This is a genomic window from Limnohabitans sp. Hippo4, from assembly GCF_003063605.1.
Taxonomy (GTDB): Bacteria; Pseudomonadota; Gammaproteobacteria; order Burkholderiales; family Burkholderiaceae_C; genus Limnohabitans_A.
The window spans coordinates 35047-58997 of sequence record NZ_NESE01000004.1; the positions used below are offsets into that span (position 1 = coordinate 35047).

21 protein-coding genes are annotated in these 23951 nt (G+C 54.2%); 10 read left to right on the forward strand and 11 right to left on the reverse strand.

Annotated elements, in window-relative coordinates; genetic code table 11:
* Positions 1 to 72: 72 nt before the first annotated feature.
* From recQ to B9Z46_RS11185, 3 genes are all read left to right on the forward strand, one after another.
* On the forward strand, positions 73 to 1938 hold the full coding sequence (recQ, locus tag B9Z46_RS11175; RefSeq protein WP_233245992.1) for a DNA helicase RecQ: 1866 nt from the start codon (positions 73 to 75) through the stop codon (positions 1936 to 1938).
* A 265-nt stretch (positions 1939 to 2203) separates the two neighbouring features.
* Positions 2204 to 4075, forward strand: coding sequence for a phosphoenolpyruvate carboxykinase (GTP) (locus B9Z46_RS11180; RefSeq protein WP_055359456.1), 1872 nt, complete (start codon positions 2204 to 2206; stop codon positions 4073 to 4075).
* 35 nt (positions 4076 to 4110) lie between these two features.
* Positions 4111 to 4977 carry a DMT family transporter gene (locus B9Z46_RS11185; RefSeq protein ID WP_233245993.1) on the forward strand — a complete coding sequence of 289 codons (867 nt, stop codon included), beginning with the start codon at positions 4111 to 4113 and terminating at the stop codon, positions 4975 to 4977.
* An 81-nt stretch (positions 4978 to 5058) separates the two neighbouring features.
* Here the strand turns inward: B9Z46_RS11185 and B9Z46_RS11190 are convergent, their stop codons facing one another.
* Positions 5059 to 5553, reverse strand: coding sequence for a hypothetical protein (locus tag B9Z46_RS11190; protein ID WP_055359454.1), 495 nt, complete (start codon positions 5551 to 5553; stop codon positions 5059 to 5061).
* Positions 5554 to 5699: 146 nt separating this feature from the next.
* Between B9Z46_RS11190 and B9Z46_RS11195 the strand changes: the two genes are divergently transcribed.
* Complete coding sequence (locus tag B9Z46_RS11195; protein WP_199220596.1) at positions 5700 to 6674, forward strand: LysR family transcriptional regulator; 975 nt, start codon at positions 5700 to 5702, stop codon at positions 6672 to 6674.
* Complete coding sequence (locus tag B9Z46_RS11200) at positions 6674 to 7501, forward strand: metallophosphoesterase (RefSeq protein ID WP_108256860.1); 828 nt, start codon at positions 6674 to 6676, stop codon at positions 7499 to 7501. Before B9Z46_RS11195 ends, B9Z46_RS11200 begins: the two co-directional genes overlap by 1 nt.
* A gap of 29 nt (positions 7502 to 7530) precedes the next feature.
* Here the strand turns inward: B9Z46_RS11200 and B9Z46_RS11205 are convergent, their stop codons facing one another.
* Positions 7531 to 8178 carry a TetR/AcrR family transcriptional regulator gene (locus B9Z46_RS11205; RefSeq protein WP_108256546.1) on the reverse strand — a complete coding sequence of 216 codons (648 nt, stop codon included), beginning with the start codon at positions 8176 to 8178 and terminating at the stop codon, positions 7531 to 7533.
* Positions 8179 to 8275: 97 nt separating this feature from the next.
* Here B9Z46_RS11205 and B9Z46_RS11210 point away from each other — a divergent pair, with 97 nt between their 5' ends.
* Both B9Z46_RS11210 and dapD read left to right on the forward strand, forming a co-directional pair.
* A complete protein-coding gene (locus B9Z46_RS11210; protein ID WP_108256548.1) occupies positions 8276 to 9358 on the forward strand; it encodes an alkaline phosphatase D family protein in 1083 nt (360 codons plus the stop codon).
* Positions 9359 to 9445: 87 nt separating this feature from the next.
* Positions 9446 to 10429 (forward strand): 2,3,4,5-tetrahydropyridine-2,6-dicarboxylate N-succinyltransferase, encoded by a 984-nt coding sequence (dapD, locus tag B9Z46_RS11215; RefSeq protein ID WP_108256550.1) that lies wholly within the window; start codon positions 9446 to 9448, stop codon positions 10427 to 10429.
* 62 nt (positions 10430 to 10491) lie between these two features.
* Here the strand turns inward: dapD and B9Z46_RS11220 are convergent, their stop codons facing one another.
* Together B9Z46_RS11220 and B9Z46_RS11225 are read right to left on the reverse strand one after the other, a co-directional pair.
* The gene (locus tag B9Z46_RS11220) at positions 10492 to 12687 is read right to left on the reverse strand and encodes an acetoacetate--CoA ligase (RefSeq protein WP_108256552.1); all 2196 of its coding nucleotides are present in this window, start codon (positions 12685 to 12687) and stop codon (positions 10492 to 10494) included.
* 88 nt (positions 12688 to 12775) lie between these two features.
* Positions 12776 to 13330 (reverse strand): cob(I)yrinic acid a,c-diamide adenosyltransferase, encoded by a 555-nt coding sequence (locus B9Z46_RS11225; RefSeq protein ID WP_055359449.1) that lies wholly within the window; start codon positions 13328 to 13330, stop codon positions 12776 to 12778.
* A 155-nt stretch (positions 13331 to 13485) separates the two neighbouring features.
* Here B9Z46_RS11225 and B9Z46_RS11230 point away from each other — a divergent pair, with 155 nt between their 5' ends.
* A complete protein-coding gene (locus tag B9Z46_RS11230) occupies positions 13486 to 14910 on the forward strand; it encodes an FAD-binding oxidoreductase (RefSeq protein ID WP_108256554.1) in 1425 nt (474 codons plus the stop codon).
* Positions 14911 to 14960: 50 nt separating this feature from the next.
* Here the strand turns inward: B9Z46_RS11230 and B9Z46_RS11235 are convergent, their stop codons facing one another.
* Genes B9Z46_RS11235 through mnmG form a run of 6 tightly spaced genes read right to left on the reverse strand, consistent with a single transcriptional unit; the run spans position 14961 to position 20639 of the window.
* Positions 14961 to 15887 carry a ParB/RepB/Spo0J family partition protein gene (locus B9Z46_RS11235; RefSeq protein WP_055359447.1) on the reverse strand — a complete coding sequence of 309 codons (927 nt, stop codon included), beginning with the start codon at positions 15885 to 15887 and terminating at the stop codon, positions 14961 to 14963.
* Positions 15877 to 16431, reverse strand: a complete 555-nt coding sequence (locus B9Z46_RS11240; protein ID WP_108256556.1) for an alpha/beta hydrolase — start codon at positions 16429 to 16431, stop codon at positions 15877 to 15879. Before B9Z46_RS11240 ends, B9Z46_RS11235 begins: the two co-directional genes overlap by 11 nt.
* Positions 16432 to 16448: 17 nt before the next feature.
* Positions 16449 to 17219, reverse strand: coding sequence for a ParA family protein (locus tag B9Z46_RS11245; protein WP_055359445.1), 771 nt, complete (start codon positions 17217 to 17219; stop codon positions 16449 to 16451).
* 31 nt (positions 17220 to 17250) lie between these two features.
* Positions 17251 to 17865, reverse strand: coding sequence for a LysE family transporter (locus B9Z46_RS11250; RefSeq protein WP_055359444.1), 615 nt, complete (start codon positions 17863 to 17865; stop codon positions 17251 to 17253).
* 54 nt (positions 17866 to 17919) lie between these two features.
* A complete protein-coding gene (gene rsmG, locus B9Z46_RS11255) occupies positions 17920 to 18606 on the reverse strand; it encodes a 16S rRNA (guanine(527)-N(7))-methyltransferase RsmG (protein ID WP_055359443.1) in 687 nt (228 codons plus the stop codon).
* Positions 18606 to 20639 carry a tRNA uridine-5-carboxymethylaminomethyl(34) synthesis enzyme MnmG gene (mnmG, locus tag B9Z46_RS11260; protein ID WP_055359442.1) on the reverse strand — a complete coding sequence of 678 codons (2034 nt, stop codon included), beginning with the start codon at positions 20637 to 20639 and terminating at the stop codon, positions 18606 to 18608. Before mnmG ends, rsmG begins: the two co-directional genes overlap by 1 nt.
* Before the next feature lie 153 nt (positions 20640 to 20792).
* Here mnmG and B9Z46_RS11265 point away from each other — a divergent pair, with 153 nt between their 5' ends.
* Positions 20793 to 21572, forward strand: a complete 780-nt coding sequence (locus B9Z46_RS11265; RefSeq protein ID WP_108256558.1) for a class II aldolase/adducin family protein — start codon at positions 20793 to 20795, stop codon at positions 21570 to 21572.
* Here B9Z46_RS11265 and B9Z46_RS11270 read toward each other — a convergent pair.
* Positions 21560 to 22819, reverse strand: a complete 1260-nt coding sequence (locus B9Z46_RS11270; protein WP_108256560.1) for a YbfB/YjiJ family MFS transporter — start codon at positions 22817 to 22819, stop codon at positions 21560 to 21562. The two genes, B9Z46_RS11265 and B9Z46_RS11270, sit on opposite strands and share 13 nt — an antisense overlap.
* Here B9Z46_RS11270 and B9Z46_RS11275 point away from each other — a divergent pair.
* Positions 22818 to 23945: an alkene reductase gene (locus B9Z46_RS11275; protein WP_108256562.1), complete on the forward strand. Its 1128-nt coding sequence runs from the start codon at positions 22818 to 22820 to the stop codon at positions 23943 to 23945. The genes B9Z46_RS11270 and B9Z46_RS11275 overlap by 2 nt on opposite strands.
* The last annotated feature ends 6 nt before the right edge of the window (positions 23946 to 23951 follow it).

The following is a 23951-nucleotide window of genomic DNA, read 5'->3' on the forward strand; positions in this document are numbered from 1 at the left end:
TTGACTTAAGAATGCAAGGCGGCGTCAACCGTCTACAAAATCCAGGCAATCACATGGTGGACAATACCCGCTGTGACAAGCTCTGTTTTATCCACGCCCTCTAGCAACATCCTGCGCATTCTCAGTGAGGTGTTTGGCTACGAGTCGTTCAGAGGCCCCCAGCAAGACATCATCTCGCATGTCACCGGCGGACACGATGCCTTGGTTCTCATGCCAACTGGCGGCGGCAAAAGTTTGTGTTACCAAATTCCCGCCATTGCCAGGCAGCAAGCTGGCTTGGGCATCGCCATTGTGGTGTCGCCGCTCATTGCGCTCATGCACGATCAAGTGGGCGCATTGCATGAGGCGGGTGTCAGTGCCGCATTTTTAAACTCCACGCTCAGCCCAGACGAAACCAGTGCCATCGAACAACGCTTGCGCAAAGGCGACATCACGCTTTTGTATGCTGCCCCAGAGCGCATCAACACACCCCGCTTTTTGGCACAACTCGATTCGCTGTATGCCCAAGGCCTTCTCAGCTTGTTTGCCATTGACGAAGCGCATTGCGTCAGCCAATGGGGCCATGATTTCCGCCCCGAGTACCGCAGCCTCACTGTTTTGCATGAACGTTTTCCAGGCGTACCGCGTGTTGCCTTAACGGCCACTGCCGACGCCCTTACACGTGCCGACATCATTGAACGACTGCAACTTGAAGAAGCCCAACTCTTCATCAGCAGCTTCGATCGCCCCAACATTCGCTACACCATCGTCGAGAAAAAAGATGCGTCTACCCAACTGCTGCGATTCATCGAGCGCGAGCACGAAGGTGAGGCTGGCATTGTGTATTGCCAGTCACGCAAACGGGTTGAAGAAGTGGCCGAGATGTTGGCCCAAACCGGCATCGATGCCCTGCCGTATCACGCCGGCCTAGACGCGGCCCTGAGGCAAAAACACCAAGACCGTTTTTTGCGCGACGAAGGTGTTGTCATGGTGGCCACCATTGCATTTGGCATGGGCATCGACAAACCGGATGTTCGATTTGTGGCGCATCTGGACATGCCCAAAAACATCGAAGGCTATTATCAAGAAACAGGCCGTGCAGGGCGCGACGGTTTGCGTGCAGATGCCTGGATGGCTTATGGTTTGCAAGATGTGGTGAACCAACGCCGCATGATCGATGAAAGTCCCGCCGAAGAAAACTTCAAGCAAGTCATGCGCGGCAAATTGGATGCCTTGTTGGCATTGGCCGAAGCCACCGATTGCAGACGTGTTCGCTTGCTGTCTTATTTTGATGAAGTCAGCCAGCCCTGTGGCAATTGCGACAACTGTTTGAACCCACCCGCCGTTTGGGATGGCACCGATGCAGCCCGCAAATTGCTCTCCACCGTTTTCCGCGCTCAACAACACAGTGGTTTTTCTTTTGGTGCCGGCCACATCATGGACATCTTGCGGGGCAAGGCCACCGAAAAGGTCACGCAATACGGGCATACACAACTCAGCACCTTCGGTATCGGCGCTAACTTTAGCGAAATTCAATTGCGCGGCGTTTTACGCCAACTGATTGCCATGGGTGCTTTGAATGTGCAAGGACAGGTCTTCAACACCCTGCAACTCACCGAAGGCTCACGTGCGGTTCTGAAAGGGGAGGTCAGTGTGCAGTTGCGTGAGTCTTTAAGCCAAAAACCCGAAAAGCGCAGCCGTAAACCGCAGGCCCCTGGCCCCGCTGCCGCCAACCTCAGTCAAGACGCCTTGGTACGCTACATCAACCTCAAAGCATGGCGGGCCGAAGTGGCCAAAGAACACAACTTGCCTGCCTATGTCATTTTTCACGATGCCACTTTGGCCGCCATTGCTGCAGCTTCACCCCAAAACCCCGAAGACCTGCATGGCATCAGCGGCCTGGGCGCTAAAAAGCTGGAAGCCTACGGGCAAGACGTCTTGAGAATCTGCAAAGGCTGAGGCTGACATAGCGCCGGCCAACTTTATGCAAGTTTTGCATATATTTTGAGCTGATTCGGCAATTAGTCATTCCCAATTCAGGTCAGCCTCCCTAAAATTCAAGTCTGGTTACAAGAAGGGTACATTGCCGTTGGAAATTGACCAGCCAAGCGTGCCTTTTGGCGCGCTTTGGTCGTTTTTTGCAAGTGTCGTTTGCCATCGCCCAGGAAACTGTGCAGAAGAGGACATTTGCAAAAAACGATTTTTAAACTTTGGAGCTTTTCCCATGAACTCACCCGTGATGCAGGGCTTGAACCTGAATACACCCACGTACGTTAAAAACCCCAAGCTGATTGCTTGGGTGGCTGAAATGGCTGCCTTGTGCAAGCCCGCCAATGTTTACTGGTGTGACGGCTCCGAAGAAGAATACGACCGCCTGTGCCAACAGTTGGTTGACAGTGGCACCTTCAAAAAGCTCAATCCTGCCAAGCGTCCTGGCAGCTTCTTGGCTTGCTCAGACCCCTCGGATGTGGCCCGTGTTGAAGACCGCACTTACATCTGCTCTGAAAAGAAAGAGAACGCCGGCCCCACCAACAACTGGATGGCCCCCGCCGAGATGCGCAAAACCTTGAACCCTTTGTTCGATGGTTGCATGCAAGGCCGAACCATGTACGTTGTGCCATTCTCTATGGGCCCCTTGGGTTCTCACATTGCACACGTTGGCATTGAGTTGACCGACAGCGCCTATGTGGCCGTGAATCAAAAGCTCATGACGCGCATGGGCAAAGCGGTGTTCGACGTCATTGGCACCGATGGTGAGTTCGTGCCTTGCTTGCACACCGTGGGCGCACCTTTGGTCAATGGCGCCAAAGACACCACGTCTTGGCCTTGCAACCCCACCGTCAAGTACATCGTTCACTACCCTGAAACACGCGAGATTTGGTCTTACGGTTCCGGCTACGGCGGCAATGCTTTGTTGGGCAAAAAATGCTTGGCTTTGCGCATCGCGTCCAGCATGGGCCGCGAACAAGGTTGGTTGGCCGAGCACATGCTCATTTTGGGCGTGACCAATCCTCAAGGCAAAAAGTACCACGTGGCTGCGGCTTTCCCCAGTGCGTGTGGCAAAACCAATTTCTCGATGTTGGTGCCGCCCGAAGGTTTCAATGGCTGGAAAGTCACCACCATTGGCGACGACATCGCTTGGATCAAACCTCAAGCCAACGGCAAGATGATGGCCATTAACCCCGAAGCAGGTTACTTTGGCGTGGCACCAGGCACCAACCACCACACCAACCCCAACTGCATGGCCAGCTTGGACAAGAACGTGATCTTCACCAATGTGGCTTTGACCGATGACGGCGACGTCTGGTGGGAAGGCATGGACAAAGACACCGGCAAATTGCCAGACCATTTGATCGACTGGCAAGGCAAAGACTGGACCCCCCAGATTGCCAAAGACACGGGCGCCAAAGCGGCGCACCCCAATGCGCGTTTCACAGTGGCTGCCACCAACAACCCCGCACTCGACCCCGCATGGGACGATGCGGCTGGCGTGTCGATCGACGCCTTCATCTTTGGCGGTCGCCGCTCCACCACCGTGCCTTTGGTCACAGAAGCACGCAATTGGACCGAAGGCGTTTACATGGCCGCTACCATGGGCTCTGAAACCACTGCCGCTGCATTTGGTGCACAAGGCGTGGTTCGCCGCGATCCTTTTGCCATGTTGCCCTTCTGCGGTTACAACATGAGCGACTATTTCCAACACTGGTTGGACGTGGGCGCCAAGATTGAAGCGGGCGGTCACAAGTTGCCCAGCATTTACTGCGTCAACTGGTTCCGCAAAGACGAAGCCGGCAAGTTTGTGTGGCCCGGTTACGGCGACAACATGCGCGTTTTGAAGTGGATGATCGACCGCTTAGAAGGTCAGGCCCAAGGTCAAGAAACCATGTTTGGCATCACGCCAACTTATGGCGAACTGAACTGGACCGGCTTGAATTTCACAGCCGACCAATTCAAAACCGTCACCAGCATTGACAAAGCCGCGTGGCAACAAGAGTTGCAATTGCACACGACCCACTTTGAGCAGTTGGCTTACAACATGCCCAAGGCTTTGCTCGACACCAAAGCAGCGTTGGAACAGCGCTTAGCGGCGGTCTGACAAACGCTGCCTCGCGCCTCAAACTGGCGCAAGCTTTGTTGTGGTTCACACCGGCCATGTGGTCGGTGAACTACGTGGTCGCCAGAACTGCGCCAGGCATCATCAGCCCCCACGTGCTCGCACTGGGCCGATGGTTCTTGGCGGGGCTCATCTTGGCCGCCATCTCGCGCAGCGAGCTTTGGCGGGAGCGCCATCACGCCACCAAAGTTTGGCCTCAATATTTGGCACTGGGTACATTGGGCATGCTCATTTGTGGTGCTTGGGTTTATTGGGCGGCTGAAACCACCACGGCCATCAACATTGCCTTGATCTATGCCGCATCTCCTGTCTTGATCACCCTTGGCGCTGTGGTGGGCCTCAAAGAAAGCTTCTCTTGGCGTCAAGGTTTCGGTGTGGTGCTGGCCTTGTTGGGCGTCTTGCATGTGGTCGTCAAAGGCCAGTGGACGGCCCTGTCGCAAGTGGTCTGGGTACTGGGCGATGGCCTGATTGTGATGGCCATGGTGTCGTGGGCTGCTTATGCTTTGCTGCTGAAAAAATGGGCAAGCCCCTTGAGCTCCACAGCACGATTGGCTGCCACTTGCATGGGGGGCAGCTTGGTTCTGTTGCCCTTTGCTTTGACGGAATGGGTGACCACAGCTCATGCCGATTGGAGTTGGACGGCCAGCCTACTTGTCATCACCGCAGCGCTTTTTCCAGGAGTGGGTGCTTACTGGGCTTATGGTTTTTGTCAAAAAACATTGGGCGCCAGTCGCGTCGCGGCCAGCCTGTACATGGGCCCTTTGTATGGCAGTTTGGTCGCTTGGCTGTTCTTGGGTGAGACCTTGGGTTGGCACCATGCCATGGGGGCTGCCATGATCTTGCCTGGCATCTACTTGGCTTCGCAAAAATCGGTGACGCAGTGATGCGTCCTGAGCAGGCGAAAAAAACCTCCCGAAGGAGGCATGGATCATTGACGTCCAGCCAGGCTGAACGCCAACACAGGATCAGATGTAGTACTGGCGTTGGTTCAACAAACGGGCCACTCGGCGTTGTGTGCTGTTCTCGCCCAACAGAGTTTCCTCATCGCTGCGCGACGTGGCAATTTGCAACTCCGACATCAAGCGAGCATCCGTTTGTGCAATGGCCCACAGACGCTCATCAGAGCGACGTTGTGCAGCGCTGGCCGCCCAACGGTCCAAGCCAGTTTTCAACTGAATGGCCACTGACTTGGAAACGCCAGCGAACAAACCCACTGCCGCAAACACCACAGCCCACAGTGCAACCCATGCGGCCAACAAGTGACCTTCGGCCCATGTGTCAATCATCTGATCGGCCACCACAACGAATGCCGCCAGAACAGCAGCCAACAGCATGATGGCCAAAGTGCGTGTGGGGCTGAAGGTGTCGCTCAAGCGCTTGAAGTTGTTGACAACTTTTTCAGCACGGTCAACACCGGGGTGGGTCAGGGGGTACTCTAAGTGAACAAAATTGTGGTTCATGACGTTTCCTCTTTGCGAGATTGAATGCTTTGCAGATCTGGGGTTGATGCAAAAACGCATCATTTGCCCGGTCAATGCTTGAATCATAGGGTTTACTCTGATATTGTTCAACTTTATATTCATGATGCTTATCATTCACAACGGAAATGATTGAAGCCATACAAACCAACTTCCGCACCCTGGATCTGAACCTGCTTCGGGTTTTTGACGAGGTGATGGCGGAGCGCAGCTTGACCAAAGCGGCGCGCAACCTGTCCATCACGCAACCCGCGGTCAGCAATGCCTTGCGCCGCTTGCGTGAAACCCTGGGCGATGATTTGGTTCGCCGTGATGGCCAAGGCATTACGCCAACGCCTTTTGCCTTGACTTTGTGGCCTAGCGTGCGAGAGGCACTGGACCAACTCCAATCTGCCTTGGTGCCACAACAGTTTGTGCCTAGCCAAGCGCGCAACTCGTTTGTGTTGGCCATGGCCGATGCCACCGCGGCTGAATTGATGGGCGGCCTTGCACAAGAGCTTGAACATCACGCGCCCAACATTTCGGTGCGCGTTTTGCCGCTCACCACGCGCGACCCCAGGGGCTTGTTAGAAAACGGTGTAGTGGACTTGGCCTTGGGTTATTTTCCAGCTGTCTTGGCCGACTTGACGGCCCGTGCACAAATCGGTGAAGCCACCGCCTTTGAACATCACCGCTTGTACGACGGCGAATATGTGTGTGTGATGCGCAAAGACCATCCACTGGCGAAGAAAGAAATCACGCTGGAAGATTTTTGCAATGCGCGCCATTTGCTGGTGAGCTTTTCGGGTCGGCCGTATGGCTTCATTGACGAAGCTTTGGCATCGATTGGCAAACAACGGCGTGTGGTGATGACCGTGAATCAGTTTTTCACCGCTGGACGCGTGGTGGTGAACTCCGATTCGCTAACCGTGTTGCCGCGTCACTTTGTGCCCACCACAGGCATTTCAAAAGAGTTTTATTTGTGCAATTTGCCATTCAAGGTTCCGACTTTGCACGTGGACGCTTTGTGGCATCGCCGCAAACATGCACAGAGTGAACATATGTGGTTGCGCGATGTGCTGATCAACATTGCGCACGATGTCTTCAAAGATCAGGGCAGATGATGAACATTCAATTGCTGTCAGACCTTCATCTGGAAACTCACCCACATTTTGTGCCCGAATTTGCACCGGGTGCCGACGTCTTGATTTTGGCCGGTGACATTGGTTCCTATCAAGAAGGCTCCATGCTGGTCACTCAAGGTGACCAAGATTTTGGTCTGGCTCGGTTTTCACCTCGCGCAGATTTGGCCGCATGGCCAGTACCCGTTTTCTTTGTGCCTGGCAATCACGAATACGATGGCATGCCCTTTGAAGAAGCTCACGCACGATTGCAAGAAACCTGTGAGCGTTTGCAAATCACTTGGCTGCATCGGCGTGTGAAGGTGATGAACGGTGTGCGATTGATCGGCTGCACTTTGTGGAGTGATTTTGAAGCCTTGGTGCCCCTGCAAGGGCTCCTCACGCAACAACTCAAAGCCCGCGAAAAAGCAGAGCGTGCCGCCGATTTCTATTTGCGCAAAACGGGCACCACACTCGACGGGAAACCTTTTTTATCGGATGCAGTCAGAGCACAAGCGCAGGCCGATCAAGCGTGGCTAACCCAAGCATTGTCAGAACCCTTTGAAGGCGTGACAGTGGTCGTGACACACTTCGCACCCAGCTTGAAAAGTGCCGACCCTCGTTACGGTTTAACGCCCGGTACCGCAGGCTTTTGCAACGCGCTGGACCACTTGTTGCCCAAAGCCAATCTGTGGTTGCATGGTCATTTGCATTGCGCACATGACTATGTGCACGCGGGTTGCCGAGTGGTGGCCAACCCTTTGGGCTATGCACGCAAGAATGAACAACTGGCATTTGAAGCGCGCAAAATTTGGCGCGTTGATGCTTGATACTGTGGGTGATTTTGGATGACTTGGGCTTAATTGGCCCGTGCACTCAAGCCAGCAAAACAAGTGGTCATGATGATGTCAATGATTTCCTCGTCGGTGTGAAGCTCACTCATCTTCAAAAACTCCACCACCGGATCACAGGCCCTGGCATACAGTGTGTAAAGCACGGCCAAAGGTGGTAATGCCTGATTGATGAAGCCTTCTTTTTGCGCTTGCAAAATCCATGCACCCAACAAATCGCTGACCTTCATCAAGCCATCCATGTAAGGCTTGCTGCCCATCAAACTGGCGCGCAACGTGGAGTTTTGGCTAGGCAAGCTTGGCATTTCACCGGCCAATTTCAACTGCAAAACCCAACGCGCCGTCGCCATGAGTTTGTTCATGGACACACAGCTTGTAGGTCCCTGTTCTTCGGTTTGGTTCAAGTCCAACAAAAATGCCTCGGCCTTCTGCATCGCTTGAACCATGGCCGCGCAAGCCAATTCTTCTTTGCTATTGAAGTGTTTGTAAAGGCTGGCCTTGGCAATGCCCACTTCGGCAGCGACCTCGTCCACAGTCATGGCATCAAAGCCTTTTTCCGACAACAAGCGGTTGACGGAGGCCGTGATGGCTTGCTCACGTGCTTCGAGCATCTGGGCTTTGAATGACTTTTTAAGTGGCGCGTCTGCGGTGTTCATGCGGGCATTTTAGCGAGGGAAACTCAAAATTGAACTGAACAGTCATAAAATATCCAGAGCGTATACATTTTCAATACTGCCAAGGAACAAGACCCTCATGGACCGTCGTCAACTGCTCCAGACCACCCTCTACAGCACGCTGCTGTCTGGCCTTGGCGCATGCGCCAGCAACAACAAAGCTTTGGTGGAGACATCTGGAACGACACCTGCTTGGCCAACGCACATCCAAAAAATTGCATTTGGTTCGTGCATCAACCAAAACAAAGAGCAGCCCATTTGGCAAGCTGTTCTGGCCAATCGTCCCGATCTGTTCATTTTTGGAGGCGACACCGTCTATGCAGACAGCCAGCCATGGCAGTTGGCCAATCTCGAGCAGGCTTATGCCACCCAAGCGGCGCAGCCTGGTTTTGCGCAACTCCGCAAAACCATTCCACATATGGCCATCTGGGATGACAACGACATGGGTCTGAACGATGGCGGCGCAGAGTTTCAACACAAAGAAGCATCCAAAAAAGCCTTCCTTGACTTTTGGCGCTTGCCCGCCAACGACCCACGCCGTTCACGAGAAGGTCTCTACCATGCCATGAGCTTTGGTAACGCAGGACAGCGCGTTCAGGTCATCTTGCTGGACACGCGCTCATTTCGATCTGCACTTCGCAGAACAGACCAACGCGATGCGCCTGGCAAAGAACGCTATGTGCCCGATGCGGACCCTGCCAAAACCATGCTGGGAGAGGTCCAGTGGCAATGGTTGGCGGCGCAACTGCAAACGCCTGCAGACATTCGCCTCATTGTCTCTGGCGTACAGGTGGTGGTGGAAGGTCATGGCTGGGAAGGTTGGCACAATTTGCCCTTAGAGCAAGAAAAACTGCGCCAAGTGATTCGGCGCACAGGTGCCAAAGGCGTGGTTTTGTTGTCAGGCGATCGCCACATTGGCGCTGTCTATAAAAGCCCGTCGGCCAACTTGTACCCCCTTTACGAGTTCACTTCCAGCGGCATGACGCATGCATGGCAGACCGCAAAGGAGGCCGGCCCCAATCGCTTGGGCGAATTGGTGACACAAAACCATTTTGCAATGATCGAATTGGACTGGCAACAAAGGCAAATTCAATGGGGCTTTAAAAACACCCAAGATCAATGGCTTCAACAAGGCCGCATTGCCTTGGCTGAGCTTGAATAAAAACAAACCCGTCCACAAAGCCCGATAATCTCGGTTTTGATTTTTCACAACGCACGACAGGATCGTGACATTTCGCGGAGTACACCCATGCAAACCCCACCCATGATTCAAAGCGGCGCCGTTGCATACGGCTTGGCCACCATCGCCAAAGACGGCACTGTTTTAGACACTTGGTATCCAGCACCTCAGTTGGCTGAAGGCGTCAAAGAAAACGGCAGCCACGTGTTGAGTGAGGCTGATGTGCGCACGCAGTTGGGCGAGTCCTTCATCAAAGCACTGGGCACTTGCGAGTTGCGCGGCGTGAACGTGGTCGCTGTTAAAACCAGCATTGCCACATTGGCCGAGCCACCCAAAGACACACACGATGTGTTTTTGCGTTTGCATTTGCTCAGCCACCGCTTGGTCAAGCCACACCAAGCCAATGTCACCGGCATCTTTGGTCTGTTGGCCAATGTGGCCTGGACCTCCATGGGCCCTTGCCCACTGGACCAGTTGCAAGACGCACGTTTGCGCGCTCGCGCAGCCCGCGTGGTGTTTGACGTCAAGGCTGTGGACAAGTTCCCCTACATGACCGACTACGTGGTGCCCTCCGGTGTTCGCATCGCCAACGTGGACCGCGTGCGCTTGGGTGCGCATTTGGCCTCTGGCACGACCGTCATGCACGAAGGTTTCTGCAACTTCAACGCAGGCACATTGGGCGCTTCCATGGTGGAAGGTCGCATCAGTGCAGGCGTGTTGGTGGACGATCAAAGTGACGTGGGCGGCGGCGCCTCCATCATGGGCACCTTGTCGGGTGGCGGCAAAGAAGTGATCTCTGTTGGCAAGCGTTGCTTGCTGGGCGCCAACTCTGGCATTGGCATTTCATTGGGCGACGATTGCGTGGTGGAAGCGGGTTGCTATGTGACCGGCGGCACACGTGTGAAGATGCCCGATGGCAGCGTGGTCAAAGCGCGTGAGTTGTCGGGTCGCAACGGCATCTTGTTCCGCCGCGATTCACAAACAGGTGCGGTGCAAGTAATTCCCCGCACTGAGAGCTGGGGCAGCTTGAACGCCGACTTGCACAAAAACTGAATTTGCCCTTCATGCGCAGTTCAATGTCGCTCAAAGCCAGTGTGTTCTCACACTGGCTTTTTTCATGCCGTCTTTGCCAAATGTTGTTTGGCCAATGTCACATACCAATCTAAGCATGCGGGATTGGCCATGGCATCTTTGTTCACCACTTTTTCCAAGGGCTGACCCAACATCAGCTTCTTGATGGGCAGCTCTTGTTTTTTACCCGAGAGGGTGCGCGGAATTTCTGCCACTTGAAAAATTTCATTGGGCACAAAGCGCGGACTCAAAGCCGTTTTGATCGCGTTGTTCAAACTGTTTTTCATGTCTTGCGTCAATTGCAAACCGGGACGCAACACCACAAACAAAGGCATGTAGCTTTCGCGGCCTAAATATTCCAAATCAACCACCATGCTGTCGATCACTTCAGGCAATGCTTCGACGGCACTGTAGAGTTCGCTGGTGCCCATGCGCAAACCATGGCGATTGATGGTGGCATCGCTGCGACCAAAAATCACACAGCCTTCGCCGCCGTTCTGACCTTGATCGGCTGCGCCAATGCGCAACCAATCGCCGTGGCGCCAGACACCACCATACTCAACCGGCGCATCACCACCGCCAGGTTTGCGCCCATGGCCTGCAGGATACATTTCGAAATAACTGGCCAGGTAGCGCGCGTTGTTGGGATCGTTCCACAAATACAAAGGCATGGAAGGAATGGGTTGCGCGCACACCAACTCGCCCACCTCACCGTGCACGGGATCGCCCGCTTCGTTCCACGCTTCAACTGCGCAACCGAGCAAACGGCATTGCATCACGCCCGCCTCTTGCGGCAGTTCGCGGTTGCCACCAATGAACGCACCGCAAAAATCGGTGCCGCCCGAAATGTTGCACCACCAGATATCGCCATCTGTTTCGCGATGCAAATGAGGCGCTTGGGCATGCTGCGCTTGGATGCGTTTGAATTGTTGTGTGCCCCAGTTTTGCGTATCAGCAGACAAAGGGGAACCGGTGGTACCCAAAGCTCTGATGCGGGACAGGTCACCGCATTGCGTCAGATCTAAATTTGCCTTTTGGCAATTGGCAAAAAATGCTGCGCCTGCGCCAAAGTAGGTCACTTTGTTCTCTGCAGCAAATCGCCACAAGGTACTCCAATCGGGATTGTCTTTGCTCCCACCAGGATTGCCATCGTAAATGACACAGGTGGTGCCATTCAACAAGCCACCCACCTGCGCATTCCACATCACCCAACCCGTTGAGCTGTACCAATGAAAGCGCTCACCCCAGCTGTTGGGGTGATAGCTACAACCGACATCGTTGTGCAAAATTTTGAGTGCCAAGGCCACGATCACGGTGCCGCCATGACCATGCACAATGGGCTTGGGCAATCCGGTGGTGCCACTGGAATAAACAATCCACAAGGGATGGTCAAACGGCAAGGCCATCGGTTCAAAGGCATCGACATCGGCGCCGTGCTTGGTCGTTGTTTGAAAAAAGCGCGTGGCTGCAGCCACTTCATTGCTCGCTAAATCGGCCACGCCTAAATTGTCGTGCACGATCACATGTTGCACGGAGGGCAATGCATCTTTGAGCTCTTGCACCACGGCCATGCGGTCGTAGTCTTTGGCGCCATACGTGACGCCATCGCAAGCAATCAGCACTTTGGGTTCGATCTGTTTGAACCGGTCCAAGACCGCCAATGTACCCATGTCTGGCGCGCAAATGCTCCACACAGCACCCACACTGACGGTGGCCAAAAATGCAACGATGGCTTCTGGAATATTGGGCAAGTACGCTGCCACGCGATCGCCAGGCTGCACCCCATGCGCCTTCAAATGAAGGGCCATCGAGGCCACTTGACGCCGGAGTTCAGGCCAAGAAATTTCTTGATGTTGTCCCTTTTCGTTTTGCGCAATCAAGGCCGGAAAACCTGCCGCATGCGCAGCGTCCACGTGCCTCAATACTTGACTGGCGTAATTGACGTGAGCGCCAGGAAACCACACTGCACCGGGCATGGCATTCTTGGCCAAGACAGCGGTATGCGGTGTGGGGGATTGCATGGCAAAGTAATCCCAAATGCTTTGCCAAAATGCATCGAGGTCGGTGATGGACCAGCGCCACAAATCTGGGTACTGATCAAAAACGATGCCGCGGTTTTGTTGGAGCCAGTTTTGGTACAGGCGAATTTGCGGGACCAACGGAAACGGTGCTTGGGGCGCCACTTTGGGCAAGTCGGCGGCCGAAGCCAAATAAGGCGTGGACTGGATGCTAGCGTTCATGTTGCAAGCCTATCTTGCGTCTGGCTTGCTGTCACCCTGAAAAGCCCGAATGTTTGCGCGTAGGTGACAGCAACTTTTGTGACTGCGCTTATTTTTTCATGCGCTCGCTTTGCCAATACACGTCGCTGCCACCATCCATTCGGTTCAAGACCCGCGACAGAACAAACATCAAATCCGACAGCCTGTTGAGGTATTGGCGCGGCGCGTCGTTCAAAGCCTCTTCATTGCCCAAGGCCACGGTGGCGCGCTCTGCACGTCTGGCGACCGTTCTGCAAATGTGTGCCTGAGAAGCGGCTCGGTTCCCCGCCGGCAAAATAAATTCTTCAAGCTTGGGCAACTGGGCGTTGTATTTTTCAAGTGCCTCGTCCAAGACCACCACCGCTTCTGCTTTCAGTAACTCAAATCCAGGGATGGACAACTCGCCACCCAAATTGAACAACTGATGCTGCACCTCGACCAACAGGGTACGGACATCATCGGGCATGGTCTCGCACAAGAGCAGTCCAATGTGGGAGTTCAATTCATCGACATCGCCCATGGCATGCACGCGCAAGCTGTTTTTGGACACACGCTGGTTATTGCCCAAGCCTGTGGTGCCTTCATCGCCGGTTCGTGTGGCGATTTGTGTCAGTCGATTACCCATGGTGTTTCCCCTGTGCTCTGCGCACTGCAAAAAAGCTTGTCTCAGCGTAAACTCTGATTTTGACCGAGTTTGCCAACATTGGGCTGACCAAGGTCAACGGGCTTTTCCCGCCCCCTCACAAGCGATGACTGCCCCCTTCTTTTTGGAGCCTCACTATGAATGCACCCACTCCTGCCGCCCACTTGGCACCCGACGTGCAAGCCCGCCCAGTGCCTCAAGCATTTATCGACGCACTCAAGGCGCGGTTCGGCGACAACTGCTCCACGGCACTCGTCATTCGTGAGCAACATGGTCGCGACGAATCGGCTTTTGCCCCCGTGCCACCGCCTTCTGCCGTGATCTTTGCCGAATGCACCCAAGATGTGGCCGATGCCGTGAAGTTGGCCAGTCAATACCAAGTGCCCGTCATTCCGTTTGGTGTCGGTTCGTCTTTGGAGGGTCATTTATTGGCCGTTCAAGGCGGGATCAGCATTGACCTGACGCGCATGAACAAAGTGCTGAGCATCAATGCCGAAGATTTAACCGTCACAGTTCAGCCTGGCGTTACGCGCAAGCAATTGAACGAAGAAATCAAATCGACCGGTTTGTTTTTCCCCATCGATCCAGGAGCAGATGCCACCATCGGCGGCATGAGCGCAACCCGCGCCAGTGGCACCAATGCCGTTCGCTATGGCACCATGCGTGAGAATGTTTTGGCATTGGAAGTCGTTACCGCTTCGGGTGAAATCATCCGAACCGGCACCCGTGCCAAAAAATCCAGTGCAGGCTACGACTTGACGCGCTTGTTTGTCGGCAGCGAAGGCACCCTGGGCGTGATGACCGAGGTCACGGTCCGCTTGTATCCCTTACCTGAAGCAATCTCCGCGGCCATTTGCTCTTTCCCCAGCATTGAGTCGGCTGTGAAAACCGTGATTCAAACCATTCAATTGGGCGTGCCCATCGCACGGGTGGAGTTGATCGACCACAACACTGTGCGCATGGTCAATGCCTACGCCAAGTTGGGCTTGCGCGAAGAGGCTTTGCTGTTGATGGAGTTTCATGGCTCACCAGCCGGTGTTAAAGAACAAGCCGAAACTGTGCAAGAAATTGCCAGCGAGCATGGCGGCAATGCATTTGAATGGGCCACAACCCCAGAAGAGCGAACGCGTCTTTGGACGGCTCGACACAACGCTTACTTTGCAGCGCTGCAAAGCAAGCCGGGTTGCCGGGCCATTAGTACGGACACTTGTGTGCCCATCAGCCGATTGGCCGACTGCTTGCTGGACTCGGTGGCCGAAACCGATGCCAGCGGCATTCCATACTTCTTGGTCGGTCACGTTGGCGATGGCAATTTCCACTTTGGCTATTTGATCGATCCTGAAAATCCTCAAGAACGTGAAATCGCCGAAACCTTGAATCACAAGTTGGTCAACCGCGCACTCAGCCTGGGTGGCACCTGCACGGGTGAGCATGGCATTGGCTTGCACAAAATGGACTTCTTGGTGACCGAAGCCGGTGAAGGCGCGGTCAACATGATGCGCACTTTGAAGCAAGCACTGGACCCGCACAACATCATGAACCCCGGAAAAATCTTCCGATGAAAAAAGGGCCTCTGTTGTGAAACGAGGCCCTTCTTTTTGGATGCGACTGTTTAATCGCGCAGCCGCTCAATCAGTCCATTGAGTTCGTCCAATGAACCAAACTGGATGGACAACTCGCCCATCTCTTCAAAACGCCCGTGGCGTTTCACACGCTTCTTGATGCGCACTTCGACCTCGGCCATGAGCAAGTCTGACAACTCTTCTTCCACACGTTTGATGTCGCGGGATTTTTCTTTTTTCGGTTTTTGTTGAACCAGAGAAAACTCGGCGCTGAGTTTTTTGACCAGGCTTTCGGCTTCGCGCACCGACATTTTTTTAGCACTGATTTGATTGGCCGCTGTGATTTGAGCCGCCTTGTCCAAGCCCAACAATGCGCGCGCGTGGCCCATGTCAATGTCACCAGCCATCAGCATGGTTTGGACAGGGTCGGCCAAATTCAACAAACGCAACAAGTTACTGGCAGCACTGCGCGAGCGGCCGACAGCTTGCGCTGCCGTTTCGTGAGTGAGTCCAAACTCTTTGATCAAGCGTTGCAAACCCATGGCCTCCTCCAAGGGGTTGAGGTCTTCACGCTGAATGTTTTCAATCAAGGCCATCGCCGCTGCAGCCTCATTGGGCACATCGCGCACCAGCACCGGCACCTCGTTCAGACCTGCCAAACGTGAGGCGCGAAAGCGACGCTCGCCCGCAATGATTTCAAACTTGCCAGCGTTGGGACCTTCGCTTAACTTGCGGACCAAGATGGGCTGCATGATGCCCTGCGCCTTGATGGACTCGGCCAGTTCGTAAAGTGCGCCTTCGTCCATGCGCGTTCGCGGCTGGTAAATACCGGGCACCATCTCACTCAAAGGCAAGGTCGATGGGAGTCGATTGGCCGCCGCTTCGACGGCTTGAGGTGAACTGGGTTCGTCTTGAACTTTGGGACCCAAGAGGGCTTCAAGACCGCGTCCGAGGCCTTTCGGTTTTTTAGTGACCATGTTCTTTTTCTTTCATCAAACTGTTCAGCATTGCGCGGCCTTCTGGCCAGTCGCCTAAATTGGAATCGGCATTGACATGCCCTTTGTTCCCAAGGTTCAGGAAGTCAGAACCCCAGGCCTTGGCAAAAGCTTGCGCACGTTCAAGCGTGCAAAAAGGATCGTTTTGACTGCCCACCAACAAACTCTTGAAAGGCAATCGATTCATGACGATGGGCTGCCAAGTGGAAAAGACGTCTTTGAAATTCGAGGCCTCGACATCACCTGGCGCCACCAACAGCGCCGCTTTGACCTTGTGTGTCTGTGCAGAAACGGCGGCCCACGCAGCGACTTGAATGCAGCCCAAACTGTGGGCCGCCAAAAAAACGGGCCCCTCTAAATCTGACAAGACATCGTCCAATCTTGACAACCAGTCGCCTCGCAAGGGCCTCATCCAATCGTGCTGCTCAACCACCACATCGCCGTACTGGGCGACCCACCTCATTTGCCAATGTAAGGGCCCACTTCCTTGCCATCCAGGCAAAATAAGGACTGTAGACTGTGACATTTATAGTATTGCTTGCTTCAAAGCGTTGGAATGCGGATCACCAGTTCTTTGGCAAACTCTACAAATGCTTGGCTTCCCTTGGCCGATGGGTCAAACACTACGCCAGGCAAGCCATAACTGGGCGCTTCGGCCAAGCGCACATTGCGCGGAATCACGGTGTTGAAAACCTTGTCGCCAAAGTGTGACTTGAGTTGCTCGCTGACCTGTTGTTGCAAGGTAATGCGAGGGTCAAACATCACGCGAAGCAAGCCGATGATTTTCAGGTCGGGATTCAAATTGGCGTGAACTTGTTTGATGGTGTTGACCAAATCGGTCAAACCTTCGAGGGCAAAGTATTCACATTGCATGGGCACGATCACGCCATGGGCTGCACACAAACCATTCAAGGTGAGCATCGAGAGAGAGGGCGGGCAGTCGATCAAGACAAAGTCAAAGTCTGCATCGGCCGCATCCAGCGCCAACTTCAAACGCTGATCACGTCGCTCCAGATCGACCAACTCCACTTCGGCGCCGGCCAATTCACGGTTGGCACCCAAGACATGGTAGCCACATTTTTCAGAAAAAATAGCCGCCTCTTTGATGCTGGCAGACTCCAGCAAAACATCGTAAACGCTGAGTTCAAGTTGGCGTTTGTCGACACCCGAACCCATGGTGGCATTGCCTTGTGGATCGAGATCTACCAACAAAACCCGCTGGCCCACCTTGGCCAAACCTGCCGCCAAATTGACTGCGGACGTTGTTTTGCCCACGCCACCTTTTTGGTTTGCAACACAGAAAATTTTTGCCATGACTTACTCTTTTAATTTTCGGTTGATGCGTTCATTTACCAAGGGCTAACTTGAGGCCGAAGCCAATCAAAAACAGGCCCGCTACTTTTTGCAAAAGCCCCGACATTTTGGGGTTGGCGCGAATTCGTTCTGCCATGGTGTGTGTAATGTAAACAACACCCAAACAATACAGTGCACCCAAGACAGCAATGGTTGCCGCCATGAATGAAAAAGTAATCATTCCTTGATGCTTCTCTGGGTCGATGAACTGAGGAAAAAAGGCGAAATAGAACATGATCGCCTTGGGATTGAGCAAGGTGATGAACATGGTTTCTTTGAAGTATTTGCCGGGCGTGATTTTGATGGAGGGACCTTCCCCCGCTTTGGCGAAAACCATGCGCGCACCCAACCATGACAAGTAGGCAGCCCCCACCCATTGCATGGCCATGAACAAATGCGGGTAGGTTTGCAACAAAGCGGCCACGCCTGCGACCGTCATCCACAACAAAATCTGATCGCCCAGAATCAAGCCCAACACAGAGGCCACGCCACCCCGCACACCACCTTGGCTGGTTGAGGTGATCAAAGCCAAATTGCCAGGTCCTGGCAAAAACAAAAGAAGGACAAAGGCGGCCACAAAGGCGCCGTAATCTGAGATTCCAAACATGCAAGGCTTTCTTATTTGGCCCAAGTGTAATGGGCGATCACCAGATCTGTCCGCTCAAGCCAAGGAACTTGGTGCTTTTTTCATCCAAATCATGCAGCGCTCGGCATCCAAACCGGGCACTTGAAGCTGTTCCACGTGAAACACCTTGGCAAAAATCGGCAAAGCGTCCATTTCCTCTGTGGGCAATCTGCCTTTCATGGCCATCCAAACACCTGCGTCCTTCAAAGCAGCGGCGGACCAAGTCACGAAGTCAGGCAAGGAAGCGAAGGCTCTTGAACACACGACGTCAAAATGCTCGGTCAATGTTTCGACGCGCGCATGGACGCCTTTGAGGTTTGGCAACTTCAAACTGGCCGCAACCTGCTGAACAAAAGCAGCTTTCTTGGAAACCGCATCAACACAGGTCACGCGCACATTTGAGCAGCAAATGGCAATGACCACACCTGGCAAGCCACCACCCGAACCGACGTCGAGCAAAGTGCTGTCTGCACCCCGAGTGGACGGGTCATTTTGAAGGTGACGATGCAAGGGGCCAATGGCCGACAAGCTGTCCAGCAAGTGGTGCGTTAGCATTTCATTGGGGTCGCGCAAGGCCGTCAAGTTATAGACCTTGTTCCACTTTTGAATCAAGGCCATGTAATTCATCAACTGTTGCAGCTGCGACTCACTCAAGGACAAGCCCAGGGTCTCAACCCCAGACGCCAACTTTGACGCCAAGTCATTCTGCAAAGCGTCACCCATCACGAAACAGCGCCCTCAGCATCCTCAACACCCTCCACCGCCTCAGGCTTCACGGCCATGAACTCTTTAAAGCCGCCCTTTTTCAGGTGAATCAACAACAACGAAATGGTCGCGGGCGTGATGCCGGAGATGCGAGAGGCCATGCCCAATGTTTCGGGGCGATGCTTTGCCAATTTTTGGCGCGCCTCAATGGACAAAGAAGAAACCTGCAAATAGTCCAGCTTGGCTGGCAGCTTCAAGTTTTCGAAATAGGCCGAACGCTCTACTTCCACCTTTTGCCGATCAATGTAGCCCGAGTATTTGGCCGTGATCTCGACTTGCTCAATCACCGCCGCCGCCAAGTCACCCAATGTTTCACGTGAAACCTCTTGAGCCTCAAAGCGCCCACCGTCCAAGCTCATCAGCTGCGAATACGAAACGTTGGGGCGGCGCAGCAAGTCCAACAAGTTGTGCTCATGCTCGATGGCCTTGCCCAACACCCGCTCTGACTCAGAGGTTGGCAGGTTTCTGGGATTGACCCAAGTAGACTTCAGTCGCTCTGTTTCACGTGAAACAGCTTCACGCTTGGCGCAGTAGGAAGCCCAGCGCGCGTCATCCACCAAGCCCATTTGGCGACCCACTTCGGTCAGCCGCATGTCGGCATTGTCTTCTCGCAATTGCAAGCGGAACTCTGCCCTGCTGGTGAACATGCGGTAAGGCTCGGTCACGCCCTTGGTAATGAGGTCGTCGACCAATACACCCAAATACGCTTGATCTCGTGTGGGCAACCAAGCGCCCCCCATGTCATTGGCCTGTCCAGACATGCTGCGGCACTGAAGTGCGGCATTGATGCCTGCAAACAAACCTTGCGCTGCTGCCTCTTCATAACCGGTGGTGCCGTTGATTTGACCTGCAAAAAACAAGCCGCCAATCTGGCGAGTTTCAAAGCTGCTCTTCAAAGAGCGTGGGTCAAAGTAGTCGTACTCAATGGCATAACCGGGGCGAAGAATGTGAGCGTTTTCTAAACCCTTCATTGATCGCACCAATGCATACTGGATGTCAAAGGGCAAACTGGTGGAAATGCCGTTGGGATAAAACTCGTGCGTGGTCAAGCCTTCAGGCTCTAAAAAGATCTGGTGACTGTCTTTGTCGGCAAAGCGATTGATCTTGTCTTCCACGCTGGGGCAATAACGTGGACCCACACCTTCAATTTTTCCGGTGAACATGGGGCTGCGGTCAAAGCCCGAGCGAATGATGTCGTGGGTGCGTTCGTTGGTGTGCGTGACCCAGCAAGGCATTTGTGCGGGGTGCATGTCTGCCCTGCCCATGAAGCTGAAAACAGGAACGCCTGCTTCAGGATTCAATCCGCCCGGCATGCCGTCCCCTGGTTGCTCTTGGCATTGACTGAAGTCGATGGTGCGGCCATCCAAGCGAGGCGGCGTACCCGTTTTCAAGCGCCCTTGTGGCAACTTGAGTTCTTTCAAACGCGCAGACAGGCTGACCGCTGGCGGATCACCCGCACGGCCGGCCGCATAGTTTTCTAAGCCGACATGAATCTTGCCATCCAAGAATGTACCGGCAGTTAAAACCACAGTTTTTGAACGAAAGCGAACGCCCACTTGCGTTACAGCCCCCACCACACGGTCTTCCGTGCCATTGGACTCCACCATCAAGTCATCGACGGCTTGCTGAAACAACCACAAGTTTTCTTGGTTTTCCAGCCGATGGCGTATGGCTGCCTTGTACAAAATGCGATCGGCTTGAGCGCGCGTGGCGCGAACTGCTGGGCCTTTAGAGCTGTTCAAAATACGAAACTGAATGCCACCTTCATCGGTGGCCAAGGCCATGGCGCCACCCAAGGCGTCAACTTCTTTGACCAAGTGGCCTTTGCCAATACCGCCAATGGACGGGTTGCAGCTCATCTGACCCAAGGTCTCGATGTTGTGCGACAGCAGGAGTGTTTTGCAACCCATGCGCGCAGACGCCAAGGCAGCCTCGGTTCCCGCGTGGCCACCGCCAACGACGATCACATCAAATTCTTGTGGATAAAGCATCAAATCACCCGTTCATGGCCATGTTGGCCGGCGCTGCCCGCGCCGTGGGAGGCCAGTGGCCAAGGGGGTTGATTTTATCTGTAACGGGTGTTCCATGCGCGACTGCTGTGCAATCACGGCTCAGGCTAAGCTTGGCCCCAATATGGAGACCTTATGACACAGCACAACAACAACCGCTTCCACCCCGATGAATGGCAACTGCGTGTGGACTTGGCCGCCTGCTACCGATTGGTGGCCTTGTATGGATGGAGTGATTTGGTGTTCACACACATCAGCGCCAAATTACCCGCCTCTGTGTCGGGCGAAGAACACCAGTTTTTGATCAACCCCTATGGCTTGATGTTCGATGAAATCACCGCCTCTAGCTTGGTCAAGATCGACATGCATTGCAACAAACTGGACGAAGACAATCCGCACCCAGTGAACCCAGCCGGGTTTGTCATTCACAGCGCCGTGCACGAAGCGCGTCCTGATGCGGCTTGTGTCTTGCACACCCACACACGGGCAGGCGTGGCCGTCAGCGCACAAAAACACGGTGTGTTGCCCATCAGCCAACAAAGCACTTTTGTCTTGGCGTCACTGGCTTATCACGACTATGAAGGCGTGGCCATTCGTGACGATGAAAAAACCAGGTTGCAAGCCGATCTAGGCGAGGCCAATTATTTGATGTTGCGCAACCATGGACTCTTAACGGTCGGCAAATCCATCCAAGATGCTTTCTTGCAGATGTACACATTTGAGAACACGTGCCGCATCCAAGTGGACGCATTGTCGGGACAAACATCACCGACAGATCTAACGTCCGTCAATCCCCAAATATTGAGCGGGGTGTCGCATGCGATGAAGGTTCAGACAGGCGGCCTGGGGGGCTCGTTTGTGTGGCCCTCTTTGCTGCGCAAATTGAACCGAGAAAATCCGGGCTACGACGTTTGAGACTGAAGCGGTTTTTGTTGCCACGCCACCAAAGCGCCTAGCAACAACGCCGCGGCCGAGAAAACCAAACCCCGCTGTAAACCACCAGGACCATCGGCAATCCAACCCACAACAGTAGGTCCCACAATTTGCCCCACCGCAAACACCACGGTGAATGCGCTGATACCCGAGGCCCATTGCGAGGCTGGCAAGTTGTGTTTTACCATGGCGGTGGTCGAGGCCACCACGGACAAAAACACACCGCCAAACAAAATGCCCGACAACAACATGGCCGGCCATGCAGAGGTCAACGCAGGAATGAGCGTGGCCACACTCAACAAAGCATTCAAGATAGCCAAAGCTTGGCCACCTTTGAAATGATTCAAAAGCCCCGCCCAAATTCTGGAAGACGCCACCACCGCCAAACCCAAGGCTGCATAAAAGAACGTGATGTTGGCCGAGGGCGCCCCCTGCTCACGCAAGACCGCCACCACAAAGGTCATGTAACCGATGTATCCCACACCAAAGAGGCCGTAGCCCAACAAGCCAGGTGTCCAAACACGCCATGCGGGCTGAGAGGGTGCACTCAACGTTGTCGTCGGCAATGAGGCTTGATGTTCGTTTGACGGCGCAGGCGCAGCCGTCGACAACTCTGGCATCCAATGATTCAAGTGTGATCGAATCAAATAAAGCGCGACACTGATGATGGCGCAAACAAACGCCAAACACCACCAAGCCCATGACCAGGTGTGTTGCGCATGATGGGCAGCAGACAGTCCGATGGCCGCGGGCACACACAACGCTGAAATGACAATGCCCCAACCCGTGCCGCCATAGTAAATGCCCAGCAGCAAGCCAGACTGAGAAGGCAAGTGCGCGCCCAGTCTTGCCGCCAACAATCCACCGGATACAAACACAGCCGCACTTGCCACACCCGCCAAAAAACGTTGTAACAACAAATACAAAGCCTGCGTGAAAAATCCCGTCATGGCCATCAACAAAGAAGCCAAGACAGAACCCACAATCAAGACACGCACCGCGCCCCAGCGTTTAAGCGCCCAAGGTGTCAGCAGCGCACCCACCAAATAGCCCAGCGCATTGAAAGTGTTCATCGCACCTGCTAAGGTGTAGGTCCACGACAAATCTTCTCGCATGGGCGGCAACAAGAGTGCGTAGGCAAACCGCGTCATGCCCAATGACACCGCGGCCGCCATCGACACGCTCACAGCCAAGCCCAGCGACGTCCATAACCTGATACTTTGTGACATGAAAAACTTATTCGAACCTTGCCAAGCGGGCGCACTTCAATTGGCCTCACGGATTGTGATGGCGCCGCTCACGCGCAATCGAGCACCTAACGCGATGCCCAATGCACTCATGGCTGAATACTATGCGCAACGCGCCAACCCCGCAACCGGCGCAGGCCTCATCATCACAGAAGCAACTGCCATCAGCCACCAAGGTCAAGGCTATGCCGATGTCCCTGGCATCTGGTCAACTGAACAAGTCAATGCATGGCAAGCCATCACGCAAGGCGTTCATGCCAAAGGCGGAAAAATCGTGATGCAACTCTGGCACGTTGGCCGAATTTCACACACCAGCTTGCAACCCGGCGGTCAAGCACCCGTTGCACCTTCTGCCATCACGGCCAAATCAAAGACAGTATTGATCGTGGACGGTGTCCCCAGCTTTGTGCCAACATCCGAGCCTCGCGCACTGCGCTTAGACGAGCTGCCTGGCATCGTGGACGATTACCGCAAAGCCGCTCGCAATGCCATCGCTGCAGGTTTCGATGGTGTTGAGGTACACGCGGCCAATGGCTATTTGATCGATCAGTTTTTACGCGCTGACAGCAACCATCGCACAGATGCATACGGCGGCAACATTGAGAATCGCGCTCGGCTTCTGAAAGAAGTGATGTCTGCTGTTTGCGAAGAAATTGGCGCAGGTCGCTGCGGCATTCGAATTTCGCCTGTGACGCCGGCCAATGATGCCAGCGATGCCGCGCCGCAGGCCTTGTTTGAACACGTCACACAATTCTTAGGCACCTTGGCCTTGGCTTATGTGCACGTCATTGAAGGCTCAACGGGTGCCGCCAGGGATTACCAACAAGGCGATCACGCTTTTGATTACAAAGCCATGAAAGCGGCCTACCAAAAGGCGGGCGGCAAAGGCGCATGGATGCTGAACAATGGCTACGAGCGCGATTTGGCCGATCAAGCCTTGCAAGCCGATGCCGATTTGATTGCCTTTGGAAAATCTTTCATTGCCAATCCAGACTTGGGTGCACGCTTGAAACAAAACGGCCCCTACAACACGCCTGATCGTGCAACGTTTTATGGTGGCAAAGAAGCGGGCTACACAGACTACCCAACGCTGCCGAAAGCCCACTGATCAAAT

Excerpts from the sequence above, each read along its gene's own strand:
- B9Z46_RS11180 (WP_055359456.1), top strand. The coding sequence starts at position 2,204 with ATGAACTCACCCGTGATGCAGGGCTTGAACCTGAATACACCCACGTAC.
- B9Z46_RS11190 (WP_055359454.1), bottom strand. The coding sequence starts at position 5,553 with ATGAACCACAATTTTGTTCACTTAGAGTACCCCCTGACCCACCCCGGT.
- B9Z46_RS11195 (WP_199220596.1), top strand. The coding sequence starts at position 5,700 with ATGATTGAAGCCATACAAACCAACTTCCGCACCCTGGATCTGAACCTG.
- B9Z46_RS11200 (WP_108256860.1), top strand. The coding sequence starts at position 6,674 with ATGAACATTCAATTGCTGTCAGACCTTCATCTGGAAACTCACCCACAT.
- B9Z46_RS11205 (WP_108256546.1), bottom strand. The coding sequence starts at position 8,178 with ATGAACACCGCAGACGCGCCACTTAAAAAGTCATTCAAAGCCCAGATG.
- B9Z46_RS11210 (WP_108256548.1), top strand. The coding sequence starts at position 8,276 with ATGGACCGTCGTCAACTGCTCCAGACCACCCTCTACAGCACGCTGCTG.
- dapD (WP_108256550.1), top strand. The coding sequence starts at position 9,446 with ATGCAAACCCCACCCATGATTCAAAGCGGCGCCGTTGCATACGGCTTG.
- B9Z46_RS11220 (WP_108256552.1), bottom strand. The coding sequence starts at position 12,687 with ATGAACGCTAGCATCCAGTCCACGCCTTATTTGGCTTCGGCCGCCGAC.
- B9Z46_RS11225 (WP_055359449.1), bottom strand. The coding sequence starts at position 13,330 with ATGGGTAATCGACTGACACAAATCGCCACACGAACCGGCGATGAAGGC.
- B9Z46_RS11230 (WP_108256554.1), top strand. The coding sequence starts at position 13,486 with ATGAATGCACCCACTCCTGCCGCCCACTTGGCACCCGACGTGCAAGCC.
- B9Z46_RS11235 (WP_055359447.1), bottom strand. The coding sequence starts at position 15,887 with ATGGTCACTAAAAAACCGAAAGGCCTCGGACGCGGTCTTGAAGCCCTC.
- B9Z46_RS11240 (WP_108256556.1), bottom strand. The coding sequence starts at position 16,431 with ATGTCACAGTCTACAGTCCTTATTTTGCCTGGATGGCAAGGAAGTGGG.
- B9Z46_RS11245 (WP_055359445.1), bottom strand. The coding sequence starts at position 17,219 with ATGGCAAAAATTTTCTGTGTTGCAAACCAAAAAGGTGGCGTGGGCAAA.
- B9Z46_RS11250 (WP_055359444.1), bottom strand. The coding sequence starts at position 17,865 with ATGTTTGGAATCTCAGATTACGGCGCCTTTGTGGCCGCCTTTGTCCTT.
- rsmG (WP_055359443.1), bottom strand. The coding sequence starts at position 18,606 with ATGGGTGACGCTTTGCAGAATGACTTGGCGTCAAAGTTGGCGTCTGGG.
- mnmG (WP_055359442.1), bottom strand. The coding sequence starts at position 20,639 with ATGCTTTATCCACAAGAATTTGATGTGATCGTCGTTGGCGGTGGCCAC.
- B9Z46_RS11265 (WP_108256558.1), top strand. The coding sequence starts at position 20,793 with ATGACACAGCACAACAACAACCGCTTCCACCCCGATGAATGGCAACTG.
- B9Z46_RS11275 (WP_108256562.1), top strand. The coding sequence starts at position 22,818 with ATGAAAAACTTATTCGAACCTTGCCAAGCGGGCGCACTTCAATTGGCC.
- B9Z46_RS11270 (WP_108256560.1), bottom strand. The coding sequence starts at position 22,819 with ATGTCACAAAGTATCAGGTTATGGACGTCGCTGGGCTTGGCTGTGAGC.